This is a genomic window from Alterinioella nitratireducens (genome assembly GCF_013155465.1).
GTDB lineage: Bacteria > Pseudomonadota > Alphaproteobacteria > Rhodobacterales > Rhodobacteraceae > Alterinioella > Alterinioella nitratireducens.
In genome coordinates, this window is the sequence record NZ_JABJVX010000001.1 from 46,406 (window position 1) to 68,724 (window position 22,319).

Genomic DNA, 22,319 nt, shown 5'->3' on the forward strand with positions numbered 1-22,319 from the left:
ACGATGCGCAGGGTTCTCCGCCGTTCCCTCCGCCACTGGCGGAGCAACGAGTCCGGCGCCGTCGCGGTCGAGTTTGCCATCATCGCGCCGCTTCTCTTCGCGATGCTTTTCGGGATCGTCGTGGTGGGCTATGCCATGGCGCTCAGCCATTCGGTGAACCAGCTTGCGGGCAGCACCGCGCGCGCCAGTGTCGCCGGGCTGACGCAAGGCGAACGCCGCGACCTGGCGCAGGCCTATCTGGACGAGGCCGCCACGCATTACCCGCTGCTGGTGCAAGACGCGATCCGCCCGACCCTGACCCTGTCGCAGACGGGCGATGCGAATATCACCGTGGCGATTGCCTATGACCTCGACGGCTCCATGCTGTCGCTGGCGAACGGGTTTCTGGGGCTGGACATGTCCGTGCTGAGATCGGAGGCCTATCTTGCCTATTGATGCCCTCACCCGGTTCCGCCGTGACGAATGCGGCGGCGTCGTGATCATCGTGGCGCTGTGCCTGACGGTGCTCTTCGCCTTCGTGGCCATCGGCGTCGATATCGCCTCGCTCTACCGCGACCGGGCGCGGTTGCAGACCCAAAGCGACCTTGTGGCCCTGGGCACCGCCGCCGATCTGCGCGATGGCGATGCGCGGATGGGGGCGATGCTGGCGGGCAACGGGTTGGGTGCGGATGCCCTGCGCGAGGTGCAATATGGCCGTTTCCTGCGCAATCCCGCGATCCCGCGCGAGGAGCGCTTCATCCCGCTCGACCAGAACGCGCCCGGCGTGAATGCCGTCTCGCTCAGCCTCGGGGCCGACGCGCCCATCTACTTCGCCAGTGTGCTGACCGAGGAGAATTCCGTCACCGTAGAGGGACATGCCACCGCGACCCGGACGGGTGCGGCCAGTTTCTCGCTTGGCGGGCGGTTGCTACGTGTGGCGCCGGGGGCGCTGAACGGGCAGCTTTCACAGGCTTTCGGCGTCGATCTGGAGCTTTCGGCCTATCAATACCAGGTTCTGGCGGATGCGGAGCTGTCCTTTGGCGACTTGCGCGCCGCGCTGGCCGCCCGGATCGGGTTCGAGACGCTTAACCCGGTCACAATCCTGGACGAAACGGTCCCCGCGAACAGTGTCATCGCCGCGCTTTCCGACGTCCTGCCGCCCGGTATTGCCAGCCATCTGGGCGACCTGGCCGCCCTGCCGCCCGGACTGGCGCTGGAGGTGGGCGACCTTCTCTCGGCCGCCGACCCCGATCTTGGCCTGACCCTGACCGGGTTCATGGAGGCGCTGCCGGTCTCGGCGCTCGACGTGGTGCTGGCCATGGCCGACAGCGTCACCCGCGACGTGCCGCTGAGCGTCGAGACCGATATCGCCGTGGTCGGTCTTGTCGCGCTCGACCTCGAGGTGATGATGCAAGAACCCCCGGCGCAATCGGGCTGGATCGAGATGGGCGAGACCGGCACGACCCTGCACAGCTCCGCCATGCGCGCGCGTGCCGACCTGGACCTTGCGCCCGACCTTCTGGGCACGCTCGGCGCCGGTGTCAGCGCCACGCGCCTCACGCTGCCGATCTATGTCGAGCTGGCCGGGGCGACCGCGACGCTGACCGACCTGGCTTGTGGCGGGGTCAGTCCCGATGACATCGTCGCCGCTTTCGACACCGCGCAAACGCCCCTGTCGCCGCTGGCGGGCAGCTCGGTCGCGGCGCTCTACCTGGGCGAATTCGATGCGTTGGAATTCGGCTCCTCCGCCCCGCTCGACCCCGCCGATCTTGGCTTTGCCGACATCCTGGACCTCTCGATCTCCATCGACCTGCCGCTGCTGCCGGATATAGAGGTCGGCCTCCTGACCTTGCAGGCGCGCAGCGTGGCGCGGGTGGGGCAGTCGCGGACCGAGGAGATCCTCTTTACCCGCCGCGACCTGGAGACCGGCGACCTGACGCGCGGGTTCGGCTCGGGCGACCTCTTGCAGACCGGGATCAACGGGCTGCTCTCGCCCGCAAATACCGAGATCCGCGTGAAGCCGGGCCATGCCGGACTGCTCGGTGCAGTTGTCGGACCGGTGGTGGACGGCGTGCTGGCGCTCCTGCCCGACCGGCTGCTGTCGACCCTGGCGGCACCGGTCGATGGCGTGCTGGACGGCGCGCTTCAAGCGGCGGGGCTGGAGCTTGGGGCAGGGGAGCTGACGCTGACCGGCCATCACTGCGAGGTGGTGCAGTTGGTGCAATGAGCGCGGCCAGCGAAAAGGGCCCGTGTCATGGACGCGGACCCTGTCGGTTCAGGTAACGGAAGGAGAGTGGCGCGCGATCAACGCCCGCCTGCGGTGGCCCGCTGTTCGGGCATGAGATTGGCCGCCGCCGCACTGCCGGATTTGCCCGCCAGCGCTTTCATCTCGCCCAGTTTGAACAGGGGACGGGCCGAGGGCTGCGGTGCGGCCTGTCCGGCCTCCTGCGCCACCGCGCAAACCTCGTCCGTGACATAGCCGATCAGCTGATACCGTGTCTCAAGCCCCGATTTCTGGTAGATCTTGCCAAGCTGCGACTTCACCGTTGCAACGGCACAGCCACGCATTTCCGCGATTTCGCCGTTCGAGAAGCCCTTGACCACGAAGAGCGCCACCTCCGCCTCGGCCTGTGACAGGCCCCATTCGGCGGCGTAATGCTGAAGGATGACCTCCTTCGAGGCCGGGTCATCCGCGCCGAGGGTGGCGCGCGATCTGCGCTGGCCGTCGAAATGCGCCTTGATCCGGATGAAGGTGATATGGGCCACGCAGGCGGTCAGAACCGCGAACCCGGCGAAGAGGCCCGAGAGGGTGACAAGATCGCGCTGCTCGGGCGTCAGGAAAAGCTGCGAAACGAGGACGGTCTTGATCGCCGCGACCGTAAGGACCACCGCGGCTGCCGTATACCAGAGTTTGTTCATCGCGTCTCTCCAACTGTCCTGTTCTTCGCCTTCGAATTTTTACGCATGGAATGGGGCAAAACTGTGCAGGACTGCGCGCGATTGTTTGAAGATGGCCCTTGCAAGGAGGGTTCCGCGCACGGTTTTCCGGACGTTTGATCTCGGACATGTCGAAAAGGACAGGTGAGGCCGGGATAGGCGCCGCGACCGGGTCTGGCTTGACCCGCGCGTCACAAGGCCCTGTTCCAGGTTGCGGGATTCGTCCTAAAGTGGCGCGACGACCCCCGGCCCGCCGACAGACAGAGGACCCTGCGATGACCCGGATCGACAGCCCGTGCCAAAGCCCGTCATCCGCCTTGCCGCGCGGGGCGGTCGCATGACGGGGCCCAACACGCTTTCTACCCTGGTCAACGCCATGCTCATGGTGGTGCTGGCGGGTTATCTGCTGAAGGTCGGCCAGCCGGTGCTGCTGCCGATCCTGGCCGCCGTGATCGTGGTCTATGTCCTGGTCAACCTGTCCGAGGCGCTTGGCCGTCTGCCGGTGATCGGCCGCCTGCCCGCCGCGCTGCGGCGGTTTCTGGTGTTGCTGGCCTTCACCGCGGCCCTTTTCGCGCTGACCGGCGTGGTGGTCGGCACGATCAGCGAGATCCTGGCCCAGGCCCCGCGCTACCAGGCCAATATCGAGCGGCTGGTGGCGCAGATGGCCGAGTTCATCGGCGTCGACGACCGCCCCGACTGGCCCGCGATCCGCGATGCGACCTTTGGCCGGTTCTCGGTGCAGGGGGTCATCAACACGGCCTTCCTGAACGTCACCGGGATCGGCTCGGCCGTGTTCCTGATCATCATCTATTCGGCCTTCCTGATGGCTGAACGGGCGGGCTTCGCCAACAAGCTCTTCACCGCGTTGCCCGATCCGCGCGACGCCGAGCGCACCGCCGCCATCATCCGCGATGTCAACGAACGGATCGGCGATTACCTGGCCGTCAAGACGCTGATCAATGTCCTGCTCGGGTCGATCTCGTTTGTGATCCTCTGGGCGATGGATGTCGATTTCCCGCTCTTCTGGGCGCTGCTGATCGGGCTGCTCAACTATATTCCATACGTCGGCTCGCTGGTCGGTGTGGCGCTGCCGGTGCTGCTCTCGGTGGTGCAATTCGGCGAGCTCAGCCGCACCATCATCCTGGCCGTCCTGCTGACCATCGCGCAGGTCAGCGTCGGCAACGTGATCGAGCCGCGCCTGATCGGGCGGCGCGTCAACCTCAGCCCCTTCGTGGTGCTGGTGGCCCTGGCGGTGTGGTCCTCGCTCTGGGGGGTGGCGGGGGCGCTGCTGGCTGTGCCGCTGACCTCGATGCTGGCCATTGTCCTATCTGCCTTTGATGCCACACGTCCCATCGCGATCCTGATGGCCGACCGGGTGATGGGCGCCTACAGGCCCGACCCATGATCGCGACGCTGATCAAGCTGCTGATCGGGCTGCTGCTGTGGGTGGGACTGGCCATCGTCGCGGCGCGGATCGTCTTTGCCCTGCCCAGGGTGCAGGACCGGATAGACAGCACCGCGCTGGACCCGGCGGATGTCGGCCCGCTGGCCGCGACCTTGCGCGTGCGCGCCAGGGGGCAGGAGGGCAAGACCGGGATCGCCATGCTGCGCGACGGGGCCGATGCCTTCGCCGCGCGGATCATGCTGGCCGATGCCGCGACCGCCTCGATCGACGCGCAATACTATATCTGGCATGACGACCTGACCGGCTACCTGCTGCTGGACGCCTTGGCGCGTGCCGCCGAACGCGGCGTTCGGGTGCGGCTTTTGCTGGACGATAACGGCACATCGCGGCTGGACGCGGAACTGGCCGAGTTGGACGCGCATCCCAATGCCGAGGTCCGGCTCTACAACCCGTTCAACCTGCGCCGCTTCAAGCTGGCCTCCTATGCCTTCGATTTCTTCCGCCTCAACCGCCGGATGCACAACAAGTCCTTCACCATCGACGGGCGCGTCACCATCCTAGGCGGGCGCAATATCGGCGACGGATATTTCGGCACCGGCCCCGCCGCGCTCTATGTCGATCTGGATGCGCTGGCGGTTGGCCGGGTCGTGCCCGAGGTCTCGGCGGATTTCGACCGCTATTGGGCCGCGCCTTGCGTTCATCCGGTCGGGCCGATCCTGGGACAGGCGCGGCGCGACGGGGCCATCGAGGACGGGCTGGCGCACTATGCCGACGACCCGCAGCTTGAAGAATACCTGGAGATCCTCGAAGGCTCCGAGATCGTCACCCGTCTGTCGGCGGGCGACCTGGACCTGGAATGGACCGAGGCCGCGCTGATCAGCGATTCACCGGCCAAGGGCGAAGGCGCGGCACGGCGCGAGGACCTGCTGTCGGCGCGGCTGCTGAAAGCCGTGGCCCGGATCGAAAGCCGGTTCGACGGCATCTCGCCCTATTTCGTGCCGGGACGTGCGGGCGCGCGGGCCTTCAAGGCGCTGCGCAAGCGTGGCGTATCAGTGCGGATGCTGACCAATTCGCTGGAGGCGACGGATGTGCTGCCGGTCCATGCCGGATACACGTCGAAGCGCGGCACGCTGCTGCGCCGGGGCGTGAAACTCTACGAATTGCGCCGCAAATCCGCGTCCAGGACGCCCGCGGATACGCTCGGGCGGTTCGGCTCGTCGGGGGCCAGCCTGCATGCCAAGACCTTCGCCGTCGATGGCAAGCGCATCTTCGTCGGCTCGTTCAATTTCGACCCGCGCTCGACCATGCTGAACACCGAGATGGGCCTGCTGATCGAAAGCGCGGCGTTTGCAGGAAACCTGCATGACGCCTTCGACCGGGAATTGGACGGGCTGGCCTGGCGGGTCGAGATGGACGGGCTCAAGACGGTCTGGATCGACCCTGAAAGCGGCGAGGTGACGCGGGATGAGCCCGGCACGACCTTTGCCAGGCGTGTGGTGCTCAGGGTGATCGGCTGGCTGCCGGTGGAATGGCTGCTTTAGCTACAGCGCCGAGATCACCAGCCGGACGGCGATGATCAGGAGGAGCCCGAGGATACATTTGTCGAACACATCGCGGCTGATCCGCCGCGCAAGATACGCCCCGAGCGGCATCGCCGCCACGATGAGGGCCAGCGTGCCGAGGCCAAGCGCGAAGCGGTTCCAGGTCATTAGCCCGTACTGGATCTGCAACGGCAGTTGCGACAGCGACATGGCGGTGAAGAAGACCGCGATGGTCGAGATGAAGACCGCCCGCTCCAGCTTGAGCGCATTCAGGAACGTGACCGAGATCGGCGCCGACACACCGACCGCGCCTTGCAGGATGCCGCCCAGGAATCCGATGGGGGCGGCAAGTGGCAAGGCGCGCGCATAGGCCAGCGCCCAATCGGGTTTGACCAGGCGGAACCCGACATAGAGGAACACCACCACCGCCACCAGAAGCAGCAGCGTATCGGGCAGAAGGCGGGCGAGGATCACGGTGCCAAGTCCGGCGCCGACCAGCCCGGCAATCGCGAAGCGGGCGGTAAAGCCCCAGGGCAGCCGCGCGCCGCGATAGGCCCAGGCCTGCCAGATATTGGACAGGAGGTTCGGCACGGTAAAGATCGTCACCGCGGTCGGCACGTCGAAGACAACGGCCAGCATCGGCACCGCCACAATCGGCGCGCCTGCCCCGGTCGCCCCCTTCAGCACGCCGCCGATGAGAATACCCAGAACGGCCAGCGTGATGGCTATGGGGTCGGTGTTCATCTGCTATCCTGTTCCGCTCCTGCCGACAAATTGGCTTGTCAAAAGGGAAAGGGCAATCAATATTGGACGGAATCTTGTTATTTGAGATTTTTGGGTCGGATGTCACAGGCAAGCGGAGACCGGGTATTGGCGATCCTCGACCTCTTTTCCGAGGATCGGTTGGTCTGGACGCCGCAGGCGATGATGGCCGCAACCGGCTATACCCGACCGACGCTCTACCGCTATCTCAAGACCTTGCGCGCGGCGGGGTTCCTGGCCGCGGTGCCGGGCGGCGGCTTTGCCATCGGCCCGCGCGTGGTGGAGCTGGATTTCCTGATGCGCAAATCCGACCGGCTGATTGCGGGGGCGGAGGCGGAGTTGCACGACCTTGCCGCACGCTTTCCCGGCACCGCCTTTCTGGCGGAGTGGTATGGTGAGCGGCTGCTCTGCGTCGCATCGTCCAGCCGCGACATTGCCGCGCGCACCAGCTACCCGCGCGGGCGGCCCATGCCGTTGGCGCGCGGGGCGGCATCGCGCGCGATCATCGCGCATCTGCCGAAACGGCAGCAACAGCGGTTCCTGGATCACGAGGCCGACCTGCGGCAGGTGCGCCGCGATGGCGTGGCCGTGGCGCATGGCGAGGTGACACGCGGTATCGTCGGCACCGCCGCGCCGGTTCTGGACGAAGGCGCCCGCCCGCTCGCCTCGCTCTGCGTCTCGATGGAGGCGGAGGATTACGCGCGGATTGTCCCTGCTGACCTGGCAGAGGCGATCATCGCGGCGGCGGCGCGGATCATGGCGCGGCTTTCGGACGGGCTGAACTTGGATCGGACCGGCTGACCACCGGGGAAAGAGGGAGTGAGATACATGCAGATCGACCCGGCACGGCACTATATCGGCGGCACCTGGCGCGAGGGGGCGGGCGATCTGGGGACCAGCACGAACCCCGCCGATTTCAGCGCGGTGGGGCAGTTTCACCCCGGTTCGGCGGCCCTGACGGATGAGGCCTGCGCGGTGGCCCGCGACACCTTCTTTACCACGGATTGGGCGCATAACCCCCGGCTGCGGTCCAAGGCGATGTTCGAGATGGCCGACCGGCTGGAGGCGGCCAAGGACGAGATCGTGGCGCTCTGCGTGGCGGAAAACGGCAAGCTGCGCGCGGAAGCCATGGGCGAGACCATGGGCGCGATTTCCGAGACGCGCTATTACGCGGGGCTGGCGCGCGGCATTCGCGGCACGATGCAGGAGGTGATGCCGGGGCAGATGTCGCTCTTTCACCGCGAGGCCGTGGGCGTGGCCGCCGTGATCGTGCCGTGGAACGCGCCAGTGACGCTGCTGATGCGTTCGCTGGCCCCGGCGTTGGCGGCGGGTTGCACCGCGGTCATCAAGCCTGCGGGCCAGGTGCCGCTGACCCATGCCCGCATCATCGAGGCGCTTGTGGGCGCGCCGTCCTTGCCTGCGGGCGTGATCAACTCGGTCAATGAGAACGGGATCGAGGTGGGGCAGGCGCTGGTCGCCTCGGAAAATGTCGACGTGATCTCCTTCACCGGGTCGTCGCGCACCGGCAGCGCCATCATGGCGGGCGCGGCCCCGACACTGAAGCGGGTCGGGCTTGAGCTTGGCGGCAAGGCGCCCGCGGTGATCTTCGAGGATGCCGACCTGGATTTGGCGGTCAAGGAACTGACCCATGGCGCGCTGAACATGGCCGGGCAGATTTGCGTCGCCGCCGCGCGGTTCCTGGTGCATGAGAGTGTCGCGGAGGACTTCGAGGCCAAGGCGATTTCCGCTTTCAAATCAATACGAACCGGGCCGGGCAGCGACCCCGACAGCCAGATGGGAAGCCTGATCGACGCCGACGCGCAGGCGCGGATCGCGGGGCTGATCGAGCAGGCCGGCGATGAAGGCGAGATGCTCTTGAAGGGCGGCAGGCTGGACCAGGGCGCGTTCCTGACCCCGACGCTCTTCCGCATCGACAATCTGCAATCCGCGCTGGTGCAGGAGGAACTGTTCGGCCCCATCGTCTGCGTCGAACGCTTCGCCGATGAGGCAGAGGCGGTGGCCCGCGCGAACGCCACGCTCTACGGGTTGGCGGCCTCGGTCTTCACCCGCGATGTGGGGCGCGCGATGCGGGTCAGCCGGGCGATCCGGGCGGGCACGGTCTGGGTCAACTCGCATCTGCGTTTGTTCGCGGAAGGGGAAACCGGAGGCTTTGGAAAATCCGGCCTCGGGCGGTTGCACGGGCTGGAGGGATTGGCCGATTTCCTTGAAACCAAACATATTTATCTGGAACCGGGGATGATCTGAGCCATGGAGATGACGCATGACGTGGTGATCATCGGCGGCGGGCCGGTGGGTCTTGGGCTGGCCATCGACCTGGGCCAGCGCGGGCATTCGGTGGCGGTGGTGGAGCGCTACCGCGCCTTGCATCCTGTGCCCAAGGGGCAGAACCTGACGCAGCGGACGCTGGAAATCATCGACCATTGGGGGTGCGAGCGGGAATTGCGCGCCGCGCGCATCGTGCCGAGGGGTGTCGCGAATGGCGGATTGGTGACCTACGGGACGCTGCTGGGCGAACACGCCTATAACTGGCTGCCGCGTGAATCCGTCGGGACCTATTACGGCCAGAGCGTCGACCGGATGCCGCAATATTGCACCGAGCGCGTGCTGCGCGAGAGGGTAGCTGACCTGCCCTCGGTCGAGCTGTTCTATGGCTGGCGCTTTGATGCCTTGGCGCAGGATGCCGAGGGCGTGGTCGTTGATATCGTTGAATATAAAGGCGAGGTGAGGCGCAGTCTCCGGGGCCGCTATGCGGTCGGGAGCGATGGCAGCCACTCGGCCACGCGCGAGGCGGCGGGGATCGGGCAGGAGGTCAAGGACCATGACCGCAAGATGGTGCTGCTGGTGTTCCAATCGCCGGAACTGCACCGCCTGCTTGGGGAGCGCTATGAGGAGAAATCCTTCTACTACGCGCTCAGCCCCGAATTGGAGGGCTACTGGAAGTTTCTGGGCCGCGTCGATGGCGATAGGACATGGTTCTATCATGCCCCCGTCGCGGTGGAGGCAACGGCGGAAAACACCGATTTCGCGGCCATGCTGCATGAGGCGGCGGGCCAGGAATTTGCGCTTGATATCAATTATGTAGGTTTCTGGGATCTGCGCTTTGTGCTGGCCGAAAGCTACCGCGCGGGCCGGGTTCTGATCGCAGGCGATGCCTGCCACAGCCACCCGCCCTATGGTGGCTACGGGATCAATACCGGGTTCGAGGATGCGCGGAATCTCGGCTGGAAACTGGGCGCGGTGCTGGAGGGGTGGGGCGGCGACGGGTTGCTGGACAGTTATGACGCCGAACGCAGGCCGGTCTTCGCCTCGCTCAGGGATGATTTCATCGAGCGGTTCATCGAAGAAGACCGCGCGTTTTTAAGGACTTACGACCCTGAGGATGATGCGGAAGCCTTCGCCCGTGAATGGGCCGCGCGCAATGTCGGATCGACCGAGGTTTTCACCTATGAGCCGCATTACGAGGGCTCGCCGCTGGTTGGCGGACCGGGGCGACCGGCGGCGAAGGGGGATCATCAGTTTACCGCGCGCGCCGGGCATCATCTGGCCCCACGCGCGCTGTCGGACGGGCGGACGACCTATCAGGCGTTGGACGGGGCGGCATTTACTCTCTTTGATTTCAATGGCTTGATGGGGGAGGACTTTGCCGGTGCCGCCGAGGCGGCGGGGGTTCCCCTGGCCGTGATCAGGGACAGGTACGAGGGGGAGCGCTGCGATTACGGCGCGCGCGCGATCCTCGTGCGCCCGGATGGCTATGTGGCCTGGGCGGGGGAGGCGGGAGAGGCGGCCGAGATCCTCATGCGGGCGGTCGGGGCGGGGAATTCCTGACAGCTTTGTCAGTTTTTCCTGACAGGTTTGTCAACTTTTCGGACCATATCAGGCGCGGCGCAAAGTGCCTTCGAAGGCACTTGACCATCCCTTCGAAGGGATGGGCGCCCTATATCCGCGTCACCTTCAGTTTCGTCTTCAGGTCGGTGCGGCAGAAGGCGTGCAGGAAGCAGGTCTTTTCCGACACGTCCAGCATGTCGCGGGCGATGTCGTCGGACTCATCTGTGGTCAGGTGGACATGGGTTTCGACCGGGTTGGCCTCGCCTGCCTTTCCGGTGCCGCCCGAGGCCCCGCCGAGCGAGAAATGGGTGTCCTGCACGATGGCGTATTTCGGCAGGTCCAGCTTCTCCATCGAGGCCATGCGGCCGAATTGGGTCATGAAGCAAAACGCGATCCCGGCGGAGATGTAGCTGACCGCATCGGGGGCGCGGGCGTCCTTGCCCTCATCCGACAGGAACCGGAAGATGGAGCCGTGCGGGCTGTAGAGATGTTGTTCGATCTCCTTCAACCCGTCTTCACGCAGGGTGCAGATCGCCGCCGGATTCAGGGTGCGGTCCTGGTGATCGGTGAGGCTGCTGGCCGCGCCCGCCGTGCCCTTGGCAACGGATTTCCCGGGCGACATGCCCTCGCGGGCGACCAGGGTCAGGTCGGTGTTCTCGGCCTCCGGCTCCGCGCCGTCTGGCAGGCCGACGACGGGCGCATCAAGCGCCTGCGCCTCGCCGGTGTGGATCTGCTGGCCATTCTTGGAAAGCGTAAAGAGGCTCGGCAGTTTGCCCCGCATCAGCCCGTTCAGGGGCGAGGCATGGATGGCGTTCGACAGAAGCCCGGAGAGCTTGGCGTCATCGGCGTCGGTCTCGACCTGCACCTCCAGCTCCACGGGCAGCGCGCCGCCGGTCATCGTGCGCTGCCGCATCGAGCCTTGCATCGTGTAGAAATTGTTCTGGATCAGGCGCAGGTTGCGCAAGCGCACCCCCTCACGATCCGCCAGCGCTGTGATCTCGTTCATGTAGCTGGAGATCATGCCGACGGTCAGGAAGGCCAGCGGGCAGGGCGCGGCGTCGTGGCCGTTGAGGTAGGCGCCCTCATCCGAGACCAGCCGCCACATCGTGCCGGTGCGCGCCGAGAGCACCAGCGCCTCCTTCTGGAAGCCCGAGAGCGAGCGGACCATGGCCCGCACCGCATCGCCCCTGCGGATTTCGGGCGCGGGAAGGCCCACGGCACCCGCGTTGGAGACCTTGAAGAACGGTGGCTGGCCGCTGGCGGCGATGATGTTGTCACCAAGTTGCATGACGAAGACCTCCTTGTCTGGGGGCGCTAGCCGAACATCGTGTCGGGCAGCAGCAAGGCTATTTGCGGAAAGATGAGGATGAGGATGACCGCGGCCAGCATGGCGAACCAGAACGGCCAGATGCCGCGGAAGATGGTGTTGAGCGGCACATTGGGCGCGATGCCCTTGACCACGAAGACATTGACGCCGACGGGGGGCGAGATCAGGCCCATCTCAAGCGCGATGACCATGAGGACGCCGAACCAGACCATGTCGATGCCCAGGGGCTCGATGATCGGCTGGACCAGCGGCACGGTGAGCACGAGGATGGCGAAGCCGTCCATGAACATGCCGAGAATGACGAAGATTGCGATGAAGGCGATGACGACCTGCATGCCGGTATAGCCCTGCGCCTGCACCCAGTCGGCAAGGTCGTTGGTGACGCCGGAAAAGCCGATGAAGCTCTTGAAGACGAAGGCCCCGAAGAGGATCAGGAAGACGGTGCCGGAGGATTTGAGCGTGCTGGCGAAGACCTCGACAAGGTTGGCACGGGTCAGCTTGCCGCGAATGATGGTGACGACAAAGGCGAGGGTAGCGCCGATGCCCGCCGCCTCGATGGCGGAAAAGACGCCGGAATAGATGCCACCGATGGTCAAAAGGATGATGCCGATGATCCAGCCCGCGCGGGCCAGCATCCGAAGCCGTGTGGCCAGCGGGGCCTTGTCGGTGCCTCCCGGCGCGCGGTCAGGGTGGCGCAGGACGGTGATCCAGATCGCCAGGATGAAAAGCGCGGTCAGCATCAGCCCGGGCAGGACACCGGCCATGAAGAGGCGGCCGATGCTCTCCTCGGTCAGGATGGCGTAGATCACGAACCCGGCGGAGGGCGGAATGAGGATACCGAGCGTGCCGCCCGCCGCGATGGAGCCTGCGGCCAGCCCGCCCTCGTATTTGTAGCGCTCCATTTCCGGCAGGGCGACGCGGCCCATGGTGAGGGCGGCGGCCAGCGACGAGCCCGAGAGCGCCGAGAACCCCGCGCAGCCCACGACAGAGGCCGAGGCCAGCCCGCCCTTCATGTGCCCGACCCAGGAATGTGCCGCGGCATAGAGGTCGCGGCTCATCCCCGAGGCCCCGGCGAGGTTTCCCATCAGCACGAAGAGCGGGATGATGGTCAGCGGGTAGTTCGACGCCTCGTTGAAGATCTCGCCGCCCAGTTTCGGGATCGCGGCGCGTTCGCGGATGAACCAGATGCCCGCGGTGCCCACCAGCATCAGGGCGATGCCCACCGGCATGCGGATGGCGAGGAGGATGAAGAGGCTGAGAAACCCCAGGAGCGCGATCAGGCTGTCTTCCATCGGGTCAGTCCGCCATTTCGTTGGGGTCGTCGCCGGTGAAATGAAAGAGCCCGATGACAAGGTGCAGCGCCGTGGTGGCGGCATAGAGCGCCATGGCGACGGCGAGGTAGTAGTAGAAGGGGCGATGTTCGATCGAGAAATTCGCCGTGATGCAGGCGCGCTCGGACCCGCAGGCCTTCTTGGTCAGGGCGTAGACAGCCAGCACAAGGATGAACAGCGTCAGCGCGCGCATGATCAGGTCGGTGATCCGGGTCAGGCGCCGCCCGCCGAGCGTGCCGAGCAGGTTGACGCTGACATGGGACTGGTGGCGGGCGCCATAGGCGACGGCGGCGCCCGCGACGAGGACCAGGACCATCTGCGAGAGATCCTCGGTCCCGAAAATCGGGTCGCGGAAGATGTAGCGCGAGATCACGGCGGCCAGCGTGATGACCATCAGGGCGACGATGGCCAGCCCGCCCGCCACGGCCAGCAGCCCGGCCAGGCGGCCGAGCTGCCGATCCGCCCAGAGAAGGGGTTTGGGCGTCGCTCGCGTCACGCTTACTGGCCCATCATCCGGTCCATGACCGCGCCGACGGTGGTGCCGCCGACGACCTCGGCGCGGGCCTCCTCGAGTGCGGTGGCATAGGCGTCTTGCCAGCGGGCGCGTTCCTCATCGGTCAGGTCGATGATCTCGACCCCGGCCTCGCGCGCGATCTCGATGCCGCGCGCGGCGGCGGCGTCGAAGGCGCGCCCGCCCGAAAGCGACAGCTCGTCATTGGCGGCCTCGTCGACCCAGGCGCGTTCCTCGTCCGAGAGGCCGTCATAGACCTCCTGGTTCATCAGCAGCACGAAGGCGGACCCTGAGCCGGGGAAATAGGTGGTCAGGTAATTGCCCGGTTCATGCAGGTTGAACGAGCCGATGGCCGAGGCTCCGATGGAAATGCCGTCGATCACGCCATTGGTGAGGTTCTGGTTGATCACGCTGACCGGTTGGGCCACGGCAGAGGCGCCCACGGCCTCGGCAAAGGGCGCGTCCTGCACGGCGGTGACGCGCACCAGGAGCCCCTCGATATCCTCCATCGTGCGCACGGGCGTGTCGCGGGTGATCAGGATCGGCGGGCTGTTGGCCCAGACCGCCAGCACGCGGGCCTGGTATTCCTGCTCGATCAGGTCACGGGCGCGCAACAGCGCCTCGGTGCAGTCCAGCGCGCTGTCGCAGACATCGGGCAGGGTCACCACATTGGTCATCGGAAACACGTCGCCGGTATAGCCCGGCAGCGCGAAGACGATATCGGCGACACCGTCCAGAAGGATGGAGTATTGCTGCGGCGGCACCGAGTTGAGCGCGCCGCCGGGGAACATCTCGACGGTCAGTTCGCCGCCCGACAACTCGGCCAGGCGTTCGGCGAAGGGCGTGAAGACGGCGGCATTCATCGGGTGGCGCGGCCCCATGAAATAGGCCAGGCTCAGCTCCTCCCCCTGCACCGGAAGCGTCGATGCGGCGACGGCCGCGGCGGCAAGTAAACCCTTGTAATTCATTGTCCTGGTCTCCCCATTTGGTTGCTAATTCGGGAACAGCCAACTGGCCGGCCCGCTGATGGAATGGCTGGATTGAAACTGGATGATGCCCTCGTATCCGAGGTTGCGCCCGAGCCCCGACTGCTTGACGCCGCCGAACGGCCCGCGGCTGTCCTGCGCGGTGGGGCCGTGGGCGTTGAGATAGGTGTATCCCGCGTCCAGCCGCCGGGCCAAAGCGGTGGCGCGGTCGCGATCCTCGGTCCAGACGGAGGAGCAGAGGCCGAAGCGGCTGTCATTGGCCTTCGCGATGGCCTCGTCCTCAGTCTCGAAGGGCAGGATCGGCAGGGCGGGGCCGAATTGCTCCTCGGTGACAAGTTTGAGGGCCGGGTCGGGGTCCAGCGCCAGCACGGGTTTCTGGAAATACCCCCTGGCGTAGAGGTCGGGGTCGGGCACCTGGCCCAACTCGCGCAGGTCGGCCCCTTTGCTGCGCGCCTCCTCGATCAGGCCGGTGACGGTTTTTAGCTGTTTGGCGTTGTTGAGCGGGCCCATACGGGTCTCGTCCAGAAGCCCGTCGCCGACCACTATGCGGTCACAGGCGGCGCTGAGCCCCTCGACCACCTCGTCATAGCGGGACCGATGCACGTAGAGCCGCTTCAGCGCCATGCAGATCTGGCCCGTCGACATGAAGGCCCCCAGATACATGCGCTGGAAGGCGTCGGCATCCAGCATGGCGTCAGCGCAGATGATCGCGGCGTCATTGCCGCCCAGTTCCAGCGTGACCGGCGTGAGGTTCCGGGCCGCCTGCGCCATGATGTGACGGCCCACGGTGTCGGAGCCGGTGAAATTCACGAAACGCACCAGAGGGTGCGTGACCAGCGCATCGCCGATCTCGGACGCGGCCCCGGTGACGACATTGATCACGCCGGGAGGCAGGAGTTTGGCCATCAGATGCAGGGTCAGGGTGGGCGCGAGGGCCGAGTTGCTGCTTGGCTTCACCACCACCGTGTTGCCCGCCATCAGCGCCTGCGGCAGCTTTGCGCCGAGGATGGAGAGCGGCCAGTTCCACGGCACGATCAGGGCGGCCACCCCGCGCGGCTGGCGGGTGATGATGGTGTCGAAAGGCGGGCCGGTGAGGTGTTCATCCGTCGCAAGACGGTCCGCATAGGAGGCGGTGAGGCGGAAGCGGTCGCCGAGGCGGGCCATCTCCAGCTGGCATTCCTTGAGGATCTTGCCATGTTCGCGGCAGAAGAGGCGGGCGCGGGCGGCGAGATCCTCCGCATCCGCCGTCAGCGCGTCGGCGATCCGGGTCAGATGGTCGGCCCGCTCGGCATAGCTGAGCGCGGCCCAAGACGGGTAGGCGGCATGGGCGGCCCGCACCGCCGCGTCCACATCCTCGGGCGATCCGGCGGCGGCATGGCCGACCAGCTCCTCGGGGCGGGCCGGGTTGTGCAGCGCGTAGCGGCGGTTCCCGGTTGCGGGCCGCGCCTCGCCATTCACGAAAAGATGGGTCTCGACCGGGCTGTCGCCCATGGTCAGGGTCATTGGATGGCTCCTCCCAAAGCCTGGACCCGCGCCCCAGGGGGGCATGAGTCGTTAACGGATAGGAGACCCAATTATGGATACAAAATAAACCCTAAACTTGGGGATAGTCCAAGAAACCGCTCGACAAGCACGATTTCGAATACAAATATCGGGTTCATGTCCTCCAGCGGTCAACATGTCCTTGCCGTCGTCCGGCGTCAGATCCTCAGCGGCGCGCGCGCCCCCGGTGAGAAGATCAGCGAGGTTGCGGTGGCCGGCGAGCTTGCGGTGTCGCGCACGCCCGCGCGCACGGCTTTGGCAGCGCTTGAGGCCGAGGGGCTGATCGAAAAGCGCAAGGGGCGCGGCTACACCGTGCGCTCGATCTCGCAATCCGACGTGGCCAATGCCATCGCGGTCAAGGCGGCGCTGGAATCGCTGGCCGCCAAGACGCTGGCCGAGCGGGGGCTCAATGCCGAGACAGACGCCGCGCTCTGCCGTTCCATCGCCGTGACGCAGGCGATGCTAGAGGGCGACGCGCCGGTGACCGAGCATTTCGAGACCTATCACGAGGCCAATGTGCTGTTTCACGAGACCATCATGCGGGCCTGCGGCAACGACCTGATCGCGCATGCCTTCGAGCGCATCGCGATGCTGCCCTTCGCCGCCCTCGGCGCGCTGTCTTTCGAGGCGACGGACCCAAGGCGCGAGCGGATGCGCCTGACAGTGGGCCATTCGCAGCATGTCATCATCCTGGACGCCCTGCGCAAACGCGATGCGGGCCGCGCCGAGGCGATGATGCGCGAGCACAGCCACGCGACGATGAATTACGGCGAGCTGTTCTCGCGCGATCTGGGGCGGGCGGAATGACCGGGCGGCTGAGCGGCAAGGCGGCGATCGTGACCGGCGGGGCCAGGGGGCTGGGGCTGGTTTTCGTGCGCGCGCTGCTGGCGGAAGGCGCGCGGGTGCTGGCGGTGGATATCGCCGATATCGGCGCGGCAGAGGCGGCGGGCGCGCGGGCGATGCGGGCCGACATCACGCAAGCGGCGGACGAGGTGGCCCGCGCCTGCCAGGAGGCGTTCGGGCGCATCGACATCCTGGTCAACAACGCCGCGCTCTATGCCAGCCTGCCCGTGGCGCGCTATGACGCAATCGACCTTGAGACCTGGGACCGCGTGATGGCGGTGAACGTGACCGGCACCTACAAGATGATCCGCGCCACCGCCCCGGTGATGGAGGCGGCGGGGGCGGGCAAGATCGTCAACATCACGTCCGGAACAGTCAAGAAAGGGATGGGGGGGATGCTGCATTACGTCTCCTCCAAGGGCGCGGTGCAGGCGATGACGCGGGCCCTGTCGCGGGAATTGGGGCCATCGGGCGTCTGCGTGAACAACCTTGCCCCCGGTCTGACGCTGTCGGACAGCATCCTGGCGAACCCGGACCATGTCGAGGCGACGCGGGCCAAGGTTCTGGCCAGCCGCGCGATCCCGAGGGACGGGCTGCCCGAGGACCTGGTGGGCGCGCTGGTCTTCCTGTGCTCGGACGAGAGCGATTTCATGACCGGGCAGACGGTGGCGGTGGATGGCGGGTCGGTGAATACGTGAGGTGTGTCTTGCGCGCCAAGTCGGAATAGCGGCACAGCCGCCCGACCATCGACGGGCCGCCCCCCGGACCGGCGATTTGGCTGATCTTGGTGCAACGATTGAGTGGTGGAGTAATTTGGCAGGCATAAATCACTCGGAACAGATGTTGGATCGCCGATCCGCGGCCCGTCGCTGGCCGGGAGGTGCGGGCAACCACCTCAATCAATCTTCGACGCATCCTTGTACATCACCCGGTGCCGCCGCGTCTTGATCCACTCCTCCAGTTCCGCATCGCTGATGAACTGGTCGCGGTCGTAGCGGTCCCAGTGCCGGATTTCCTCCATCGGGCGGCGCCAGCGCTTGTAGGGCGCGGCGGCGGGCGGGCCGAAGAGGAAGATGTCGAGGACCGAGATTTCCTCGGGGATGCCCAGCAGGGGCCGCATCGCCTCCTGCGCCTCCTCCTGGCCGATGGCGGTGACCCACCAGACGTTGTAGCCAAGCGCCGCGGCGGCCAGATGCGCCGACATGGTCGAGGCGGCGACGGATTGCAGCAAGATGCGCTCGGCGTTTTCCTTGTACATCCGGTCGAGGTCGGAGCCGTCATTCAGCACCGGGAAGGCGTTGATCCAGCGCATGTCGGAACAGACCACGATGAACCCCGGCGCGGTGGCGAGGCCACGATAATCCGGCGTCGGGAACTTCATCCTGGCCTTGGCGCGGAACCGCTGTTCGGCGACGAAATAATCGGTGATCTGTTGTTTCACGCCCGCGTCGCGCACCACGATATATTGCCAGGGCTGCGCGTTGGCGCCTGATGGTCCGTGGCGGGCGGCCTCCAGGATCAGGTCGTAATGCGCCTCGGGCACGACGTAGCCCGCGTCGAACTTGCGCACCGTGACGCGGTTGCGAATGACCTGCATCAGCGCGTCATAGCGGGTGCGGTCGCCGATCTCGGGCAGGTCGACCTCGGCCTCGGCGGCGTCGAGATCGACGGCGGATGTGGTTTCTTCGCTCATGTGCTCCCTCCCGGTTTCTGCGCAAGGGTAGCACCGGGGCGCGTTTTGCCAAATCTCAATCGGTCGAGTGCAAGAGGTTCGCCATCAGGCGGAAGGCCCCCGGCGTCAGTTTCTCCATCTGGTGATGCACGATGAGGGCGCAATGGGTGTGGCGGCCCTGGCCGATCCGCGCGGACAGCAGCGCGCCCTTGTGCGGGGCCTCGTCGGGGTCGGCCATGGAGAGGAGGGGGGTATAGACCTCATCCCAGGACTTCGCGAAATAGAGCCCGCGTTCCTTGTGCCACCCGTTCCAATCCTGCGCGCCGATGCGGTTGGGCGTGGTCAGGAGGGGGTGGTCGGGGGTGAGATGCGTGACCTCGGCGGCCTCGTCGGTGACGCGCCAGCGCAGCGAAGGCGAGCCGATTTGCAGGCGTTCGGGGGGCGTGGCGTCGGGATCCCAGTTGTCGCCGGGGCGATGGTAGAGCGTGACCAGGTTGCCGCCCGCGCGGGTCCATTCGTGCAGCGCGGGCAGGGTGTCCAGCAGGTCGGGGCGGAAGCGGAAGGCGAAGACGCCGACCAGCACCGTGTCGAACCCCGCGAAGGGGGCGGAGGCGGCGAGGTGCGCGGGCGTCAGGGCGGTGACATCGCAGCCAAGGGCGGCCAGCCAGTCGCCCACACGGTCATTGCCGCCGCCGATATAGGCGATGCGGGCCTCGGGAAGCGTGACCGTCAGGGCGCGGATGCGCAGGCGGGTCGGAAAGCTGCGCAGGCGCGGGGCGATATGGTCGTAACGGAAGAGATGCGTGGTCTGCGCGGGCCTGCCGTCGAGGGTGAGGGGCAGATCGTAGAGGCCGGGGGCGAGGTCGTCGGGCGCGGTGATCCGCACCCGGTTGCCGTCCCAGGTCTGGCCCCAGCCGGGCGGCAGGTCGAAACCGGGGGTGCCTTCGGTGCGGGCGGTCAGGTCCAGCGTGACGCCGCGATCCGGCGCGGCGAGGTTCAGCACCACGGCATCGCGCGAGAGGGTCGCGCGGGCGGTGGGCAGGACCAGCGGCGGCACCTCCAGCGGCAGGTAGGACCGGGTTCCCGCGACGGTGACGGCAAGGCGCGGGCGGGCCGGGTGCAGCGGGTCGTGCCGGTCGGGATAGGGGTCCGAGGGGGGCGCGTCTGGGCCTGCGGTGATGTGGCTGGCATCGCCGCTCCAGCCCTCGGGCAGGTCGGGGCTGAGGGTGGCCCCGGCTTGTGGGTTGTATTCGAGATGCAAGGCTGTGGTTTGGCCGGGAATCAGCACGTCGTCGGCCAGCCAGCCGCGGGCGTCCGTGTTGGCCGCGATACGGATGACGCGGGCGAGTTGCGCCTGTTTGCGGGTCAGGCGGTGGTGATGCTCCGGGATGATGGTGTCCAGCGCGGCAGTGATCGCGGCGTGAGCGTCGAGCGCGTTGGATTGCACGGCGGCACGGTCAGGGAAAGCAGAGAGCGCGGCGTCGATGGCCCGGCTCGCGGCTTTCAGGTCGGGGCCGTCGCCAAGATCGTCCAGGCGCATCGGCAGGCCATCGGTGACTGCACTGCGATCCGCACCGACCTCGGAGCGCACCAGGTGCAGCGGCCAGCCGGGATGCGGGGCAGCCCCGGTCCAATGGCCCATGCCTTGCGTCTTGTGGAACCAGCGCGAGTGCTGGCCGATGCGGGGCCAGGGCCAGCCGGAAACAGGTTCGTGCCCCTCGCCGCCGATGCGCAGGGTTTCCTTGGGCGGCGGCAGCTCGTCATCATAGGAGCCGCCGGCGCCGGACCAGGCGGGCAGGTAGAGCTTGGCGACCTGCCAGGGCGGCAGATCGGAGCCGTCAAAGCCGGGATCGGCGGCGAGGTCCATCACCAGATGCGCGGCCTCGGTCATGGCGCGGTGGTGGCCGTGCTGGCCGGGAATGTCGAGGAAGGTGGGGCAGATGATGTCCGGTCTGTCCGTCCGCACGAGATCGACGAAACGGGCGAGGGTGCGCGCGCGGCCCCATTTGCCCATGGTCTCGACGCCCGATTTGGAGAAGCCGAAATCGAAGATGCTGTCCCCGGGGCTCTCCGAAAGCCAGTAGAGACGCATATCCAGCACATCCGCGGCGCGCTCCATCTCGGCGGTGCGCAGGGTGCCCAGATCCTCGGTCACCTCGCTGCCGATATCGTTCTGCCCGCCCTCGCCGCGATTGGCGCAGATATAGGACAGGTTCACCCCGTCGCGGAAGGTGAGCGCGGCCAGCATGGTCGAGGTCTCGTCATCCGGATGCGCGCCGGTATTCATGAAGGTGGTGACGGATCTCAGCGGTTGCAGCGCGCGCCAGAGGGTCAGCATCAGGGGCTGGGCCAGGTCACGGGCGATGCGGTCGGGTTGGGTCAGCGGCATGGGGGCCTCGGGGTCTTGGGGGGTCAGATCTCCGCGGCCATGCGCGGGGTGAAGGCGTGGTTGATAATGAGCGCGGCGGCGCCTTGCGTGGCGGTGAGGGGCCCGCAGGTGCCGCAAATGAGGCGCGGATGGGCGCGACCGGGGCGGTTGGCGACGGACCGGTCGGACAGGGCCACGCGGGCCAGAAGCGCCTTGAGAAGCGGCTCGGGCAGGGCGCCGCCCGCGATGACAGTGTCGGGATCGTAGAGGTTTTCGACGGTCAGGACGGCGTGCGAGAGGGCCTGGCCTGCATCCTCCAGCCAGTCCATCAGCACCGGGTTCCGCGCAAGAAACAGCGCCTCCAACGCGGCGGAGGTTTCGGCCTCTTCGCCGGTCGCGGCCAGCCGGTCGCGCAGGGCGAAGCGGCTGGCGATCTGTTCCAGCGCCACGAATTGCCCGCGATGGGGAACCGCGATCTGGCCGATCTCACCGGCATTGCCGCGCGCGCCGCGCAACAGGCTGCGCTCGGCGATCACGCCAAGCCCGATGCCGGTGCCGAAATAGAGGCAGGCGAAACTGCCAAGCCCCTGGCCGTGGCCCGAGACCATCTCGGCCATGGCCGCCGCGCTGGCGTCGTTCTCGATGATGACGGGCAGGTCGAGCGCCTGGGCCAGACGCGCCAACGCGTCCTCCTCGGCCCAACCCGGCAGGTCGGAGGCGGCCCCCGAGAGGCCCGTCACCCCGAACGGCCCCGGCATCACGACACCCGCACCGATGAGCCTATCGGCCCCGGTTTCGGCCACCGCCATCTCCTTGATCTGACGCAGTTTTTCGCAAACCGTCGCAGGGGCGGCATCGGTCAGCCGGTCGCGGTGCGAGAAGAGGATCCGCCCGTCCAGATCGCTGATCGCGACCAGTAGCGCCTCGGGCCGCACCTCGACGCCGAGCGCCAGCCCCGCGCGCGCATCCAGCGCGTATTGCATCGCGGGCAGGCCCCGGCCCTGGCTGAGTTTCCCGGCCTCGACCAGCCAGCCCTCGGCGACCAGGTCTGCGATGATATTGCTGACGGCCTGCGTCGACAGCCCGCTTTCGCGCGCGATCTGCGCCCGCCCGCTGGCCCCGGTGGCGCGGACATGGCGCAGCACCAGCGACCGGTTATAGGCGCGGCTGCGCAGGGCGTTCGACCCGGCAGGGGGCGGGGGGATCAGACTCATGGTGAAATCAGAGCTACCGCAGGGCGCTTGTTAATTCAACTTGATTGAGTTAATT

At 66.9% G+C, this 22,319-nt stretch carries 19 protein-coding genes; 9 read left to right on the forward strand and 10 right to left on the reverse strand.

The features are described 5' to 3' along the window. Nucleotides 1-3: 3 nt before the first annotated feature. Together HNS34_RS00205 and HNS34_RS00210 are read left to right on the forward strand one after the other, a co-directional pair. Nucleotides 4-435: a TadE/TadG family type IV pilus assembly protein gene (locus tag HNS34_RS00205; protein ID WP_172316820.1), complete on the forward strand. Its 432-nt coding sequence runs from the start codon at nt 4-6 to the stop codon at nt 433-435. Continuing rightward, nucleotides 425-2,206: a pilus assembly protein TadG-related protein gene (locus HNS34_RS00210; RefSeq protein WP_172316822.1), complete on the forward strand. Its 1,782-nt coding sequence runs from the start codon at nt 425-427 to the stop codon at nt 2,204-2,206. The genes HNS34_RS00205 and HNS34_RS00210 overlap by 11 nt, the downstream gene beginning before the upstream one ends. A gap of 77 nt (nt 2,207-2,283) precedes the next feature. Here the strand turns inward: HNS34_RS00210 and HNS34_RS00215 are convergent, their stop codons facing one another. Next, complete coding sequence (locus HNS34_RS00215) at nt 2,284-2,898, reverse strand: helix-turn-helix transcriptional regulator (RefSeq protein WP_172316824.1); 615 nt, start codon at nt 2,896-2,898, stop codon at nt 2,284-2,286. A gap of 355 nt (nt 2,899-3,253) precedes the next feature. On the opposite strand from HNS34_RS00215, the gene HNS34_RS00220 reads away from it, so the two are divergent. Together HNS34_RS00220 and HNS34_RS00225 are read left to right on the forward strand one after the other, a co-directional pair. Further along, the gene (locus tag HNS34_RS00220) at nt 3,254-4,321 is read left to right on the forward strand and encodes an AI-2E family transporter (RefSeq protein WP_172316825.1); all 1,068 of its coding nucleotides are present in this window, start codon (nt 3,254-3,256) and stop codon (nt 4,319-4,321) included. Next, a complete protein-coding gene (locus HNS34_RS00225; RefSeq protein ID WP_172316827.1) occupies nt 4,318-5,862 on the forward strand; it encodes a phospholipase D family protein in 1,545 nt (514 codons plus the stop codon). The genes HNS34_RS00220 and HNS34_RS00225 overlap by 4 nt, the downstream gene beginning before the upstream one ends. Here the strand turns inward: HNS34_RS00225 and HNS34_RS00230 are convergent, their stop codons facing one another. Beyond that, complete coding sequence (locus tag HNS34_RS00230; protein WP_172316829.1) at nt 5,863-6,606, reverse strand: sulfite exporter TauE/SafE family protein; 744 nt, start codon at nt 6,604-6,606, stop codon at nt 5,863-5,865. It lies immediately after the preceding gene. A gap of 99 nt (nt 6,607-6,705) precedes the next feature. Here HNS34_RS00230 and HNS34_RS00235 point away from each other — a divergent pair, with 99 nt between their 5' ends. From HNS34_RS00235 to HNS34_RS00245, 3 genes are read left to right on the forward strand one after another with little or no spacing between them, the layout of a single operon-like run. Then, nucleotides 6,706-7,425: an IclR family transcriptional regulator gene (locus HNS34_RS00235; RefSeq protein ID WP_172316831.1), complete on the forward strand. Its 720-nt coding sequence runs from the start codon at nt 6,706-6,708 to the stop codon at nt 7,423-7,425. A 27-nt stretch (nt 7,426-7,452) separates the two neighbouring features. Next, nucleotides 7,453-8,889 carry an aldehyde dehydrogenase family protein gene (locus tag HNS34_RS00240; protein WP_172316833.1) on the forward strand — a complete coding sequence of 479 codons (1,437 nt, stop codon included), beginning with the start codon at nt 7,453-7,455 and terminating at the stop codon, nt 8,887-8,889. Between the two features lie 3 nt (nt 8,890-8,892). Further along, nucleotides 8,893-10,470: an FAD-dependent oxidoreductase gene (locus HNS34_RS00245; protein WP_172316835.1), complete on the forward strand. Its 1,578-nt coding sequence runs from the start codon at nt 8,893-8,895 to the stop codon at nt 10,468-10,470. Between the two features lie 109 nt (nt 10,471-10,579). On the opposite strand, the gene HNS34_RS00250 is transcribed toward HNS34_RS00245, so the two are convergent. From HNS34_RS00250 to HNS34_RS00270, 5 genes are read right to left on the reverse strand one after another with little or no spacing between them, the layout of a single operon-like run. Then, nucleotides 10,580-11,758 (reverse strand): OsmC family protein, encoded by a 1,179-nt coding sequence (locus tag HNS34_RS00250; protein ID WP_172316837.1) that lies wholly within the window; start codon nt 11,756-11,758, stop codon nt 10,580-10,582. Nucleotides 11,759-11,784: 26 nt separating this feature from the next. Then, nucleotides 11,785-13,089 (reverse strand): TRAP transporter large permease, encoded by a 1,305-nt coding sequence (locus HNS34_RS00255; protein ID WP_172316839.1) that lies wholly within the window; start codon nt 13,087-13,089, stop codon nt 11,785-11,787. 4 nt (nt 13,090-13,093) lie between these two features. Then, nucleotides 13,094-13,624, reverse strand: a complete 531-nt coding sequence (locus HNS34_RS00260; RefSeq protein WP_172316841.1) for a TRAP transporter small permease — start codon at nt 13,622-13,624, stop codon at nt 13,094-13,096. Nucleotides 13,625-13,626: 2 nt separating this feature from the next. Next, entirely contained in the window at nt 13,627-14,607 is a 981-nt protein-coding gene (locus HNS34_RS00265) for a TRAP transporter substrate-binding protein (RefSeq protein WP_172316843.1), read from the reverse strand. 24 nt (nt 14,608-14,631) lie between these two features. Then, complete coding sequence (locus tag HNS34_RS00270) at nt 14,632-16,128, reverse strand: aldehyde dehydrogenase family protein (RefSeq protein ID WP_235952575.1); 1,497 nt, start codon at nt 16,126-16,128, stop codon at nt 14,632-14,634. 156 nt (nt 16,129-16,284) lie between these two features. On the opposite strand from HNS34_RS00270, the gene HNS34_RS00275 reads away from it, so the two are divergent. Both HNS34_RS00275 and HNS34_RS00280 read left to right on the forward strand, forming a co-directional pair. After that, a complete protein-coding gene (locus HNS34_RS00275) occupies nt 16,285-16,974 on the forward strand; it encodes a GntR family transcriptional regulator (protein WP_172316845.1) in 690 nt (229 codons plus the stop codon). Beyond that, on the forward strand, nt 16,971-17,708 hold the full coding sequence (locus HNS34_RS00280) for an SDR family NAD(P)-dependent oxidoreductase (RefSeq protein WP_172316847.1): 738 nt from the start codon (nt 16,971-16,973) through the stop codon (nt 17,706-17,708). Before HNS34_RS00275 ends, HNS34_RS00280 begins: the two co-directional genes overlap by 4 nt. Nucleotides 17,709-17,905: 197 nt before the next feature. On the opposite strand, the gene HNS34_RS00285 is transcribed toward HNS34_RS00280, so the two are convergent. From HNS34_RS00285 to HNS34_RS00295, 3 genes are read right to left on the reverse strand one after another with little or no spacing between them, the layout of a single operon-like run. Continuing rightward, nucleotides 17,906-18,703: a nitroreductase family protein gene (locus HNS34_RS00285; protein ID WP_172316849.1), complete on the reverse strand. Its 798-nt coding sequence runs from the start codon at nt 18,701-18,703 to the stop codon at nt 17,906-17,908. A gap of 55 nt (nt 18,704-18,758) precedes the next feature. Beyond that, on the reverse strand, nt 18,759-21,071 hold the full coding sequence (locus HNS34_RS00290) for a PIG-L family deacetylase (protein ID WP_172316851.1): 2,313 nt from the start codon (nt 21,069-21,071) through the stop codon (nt 18,759-18,761). Between the two features lie 23 nt (nt 21,072-21,094). Next, the gene (locus HNS34_RS00295; RefSeq protein WP_172316853.1) at nt 21,095-22,264 is read right to left on the reverse strand and encodes an ROK family transcriptional regulator; all 1,170 of its coding nucleotides are present in this window, start codon (nt 22,262-22,264) and stop codon (nt 21,095-21,097) included. Between the last annotated feature and the right edge of the window lie 55 nt (nt 22,265-22,319).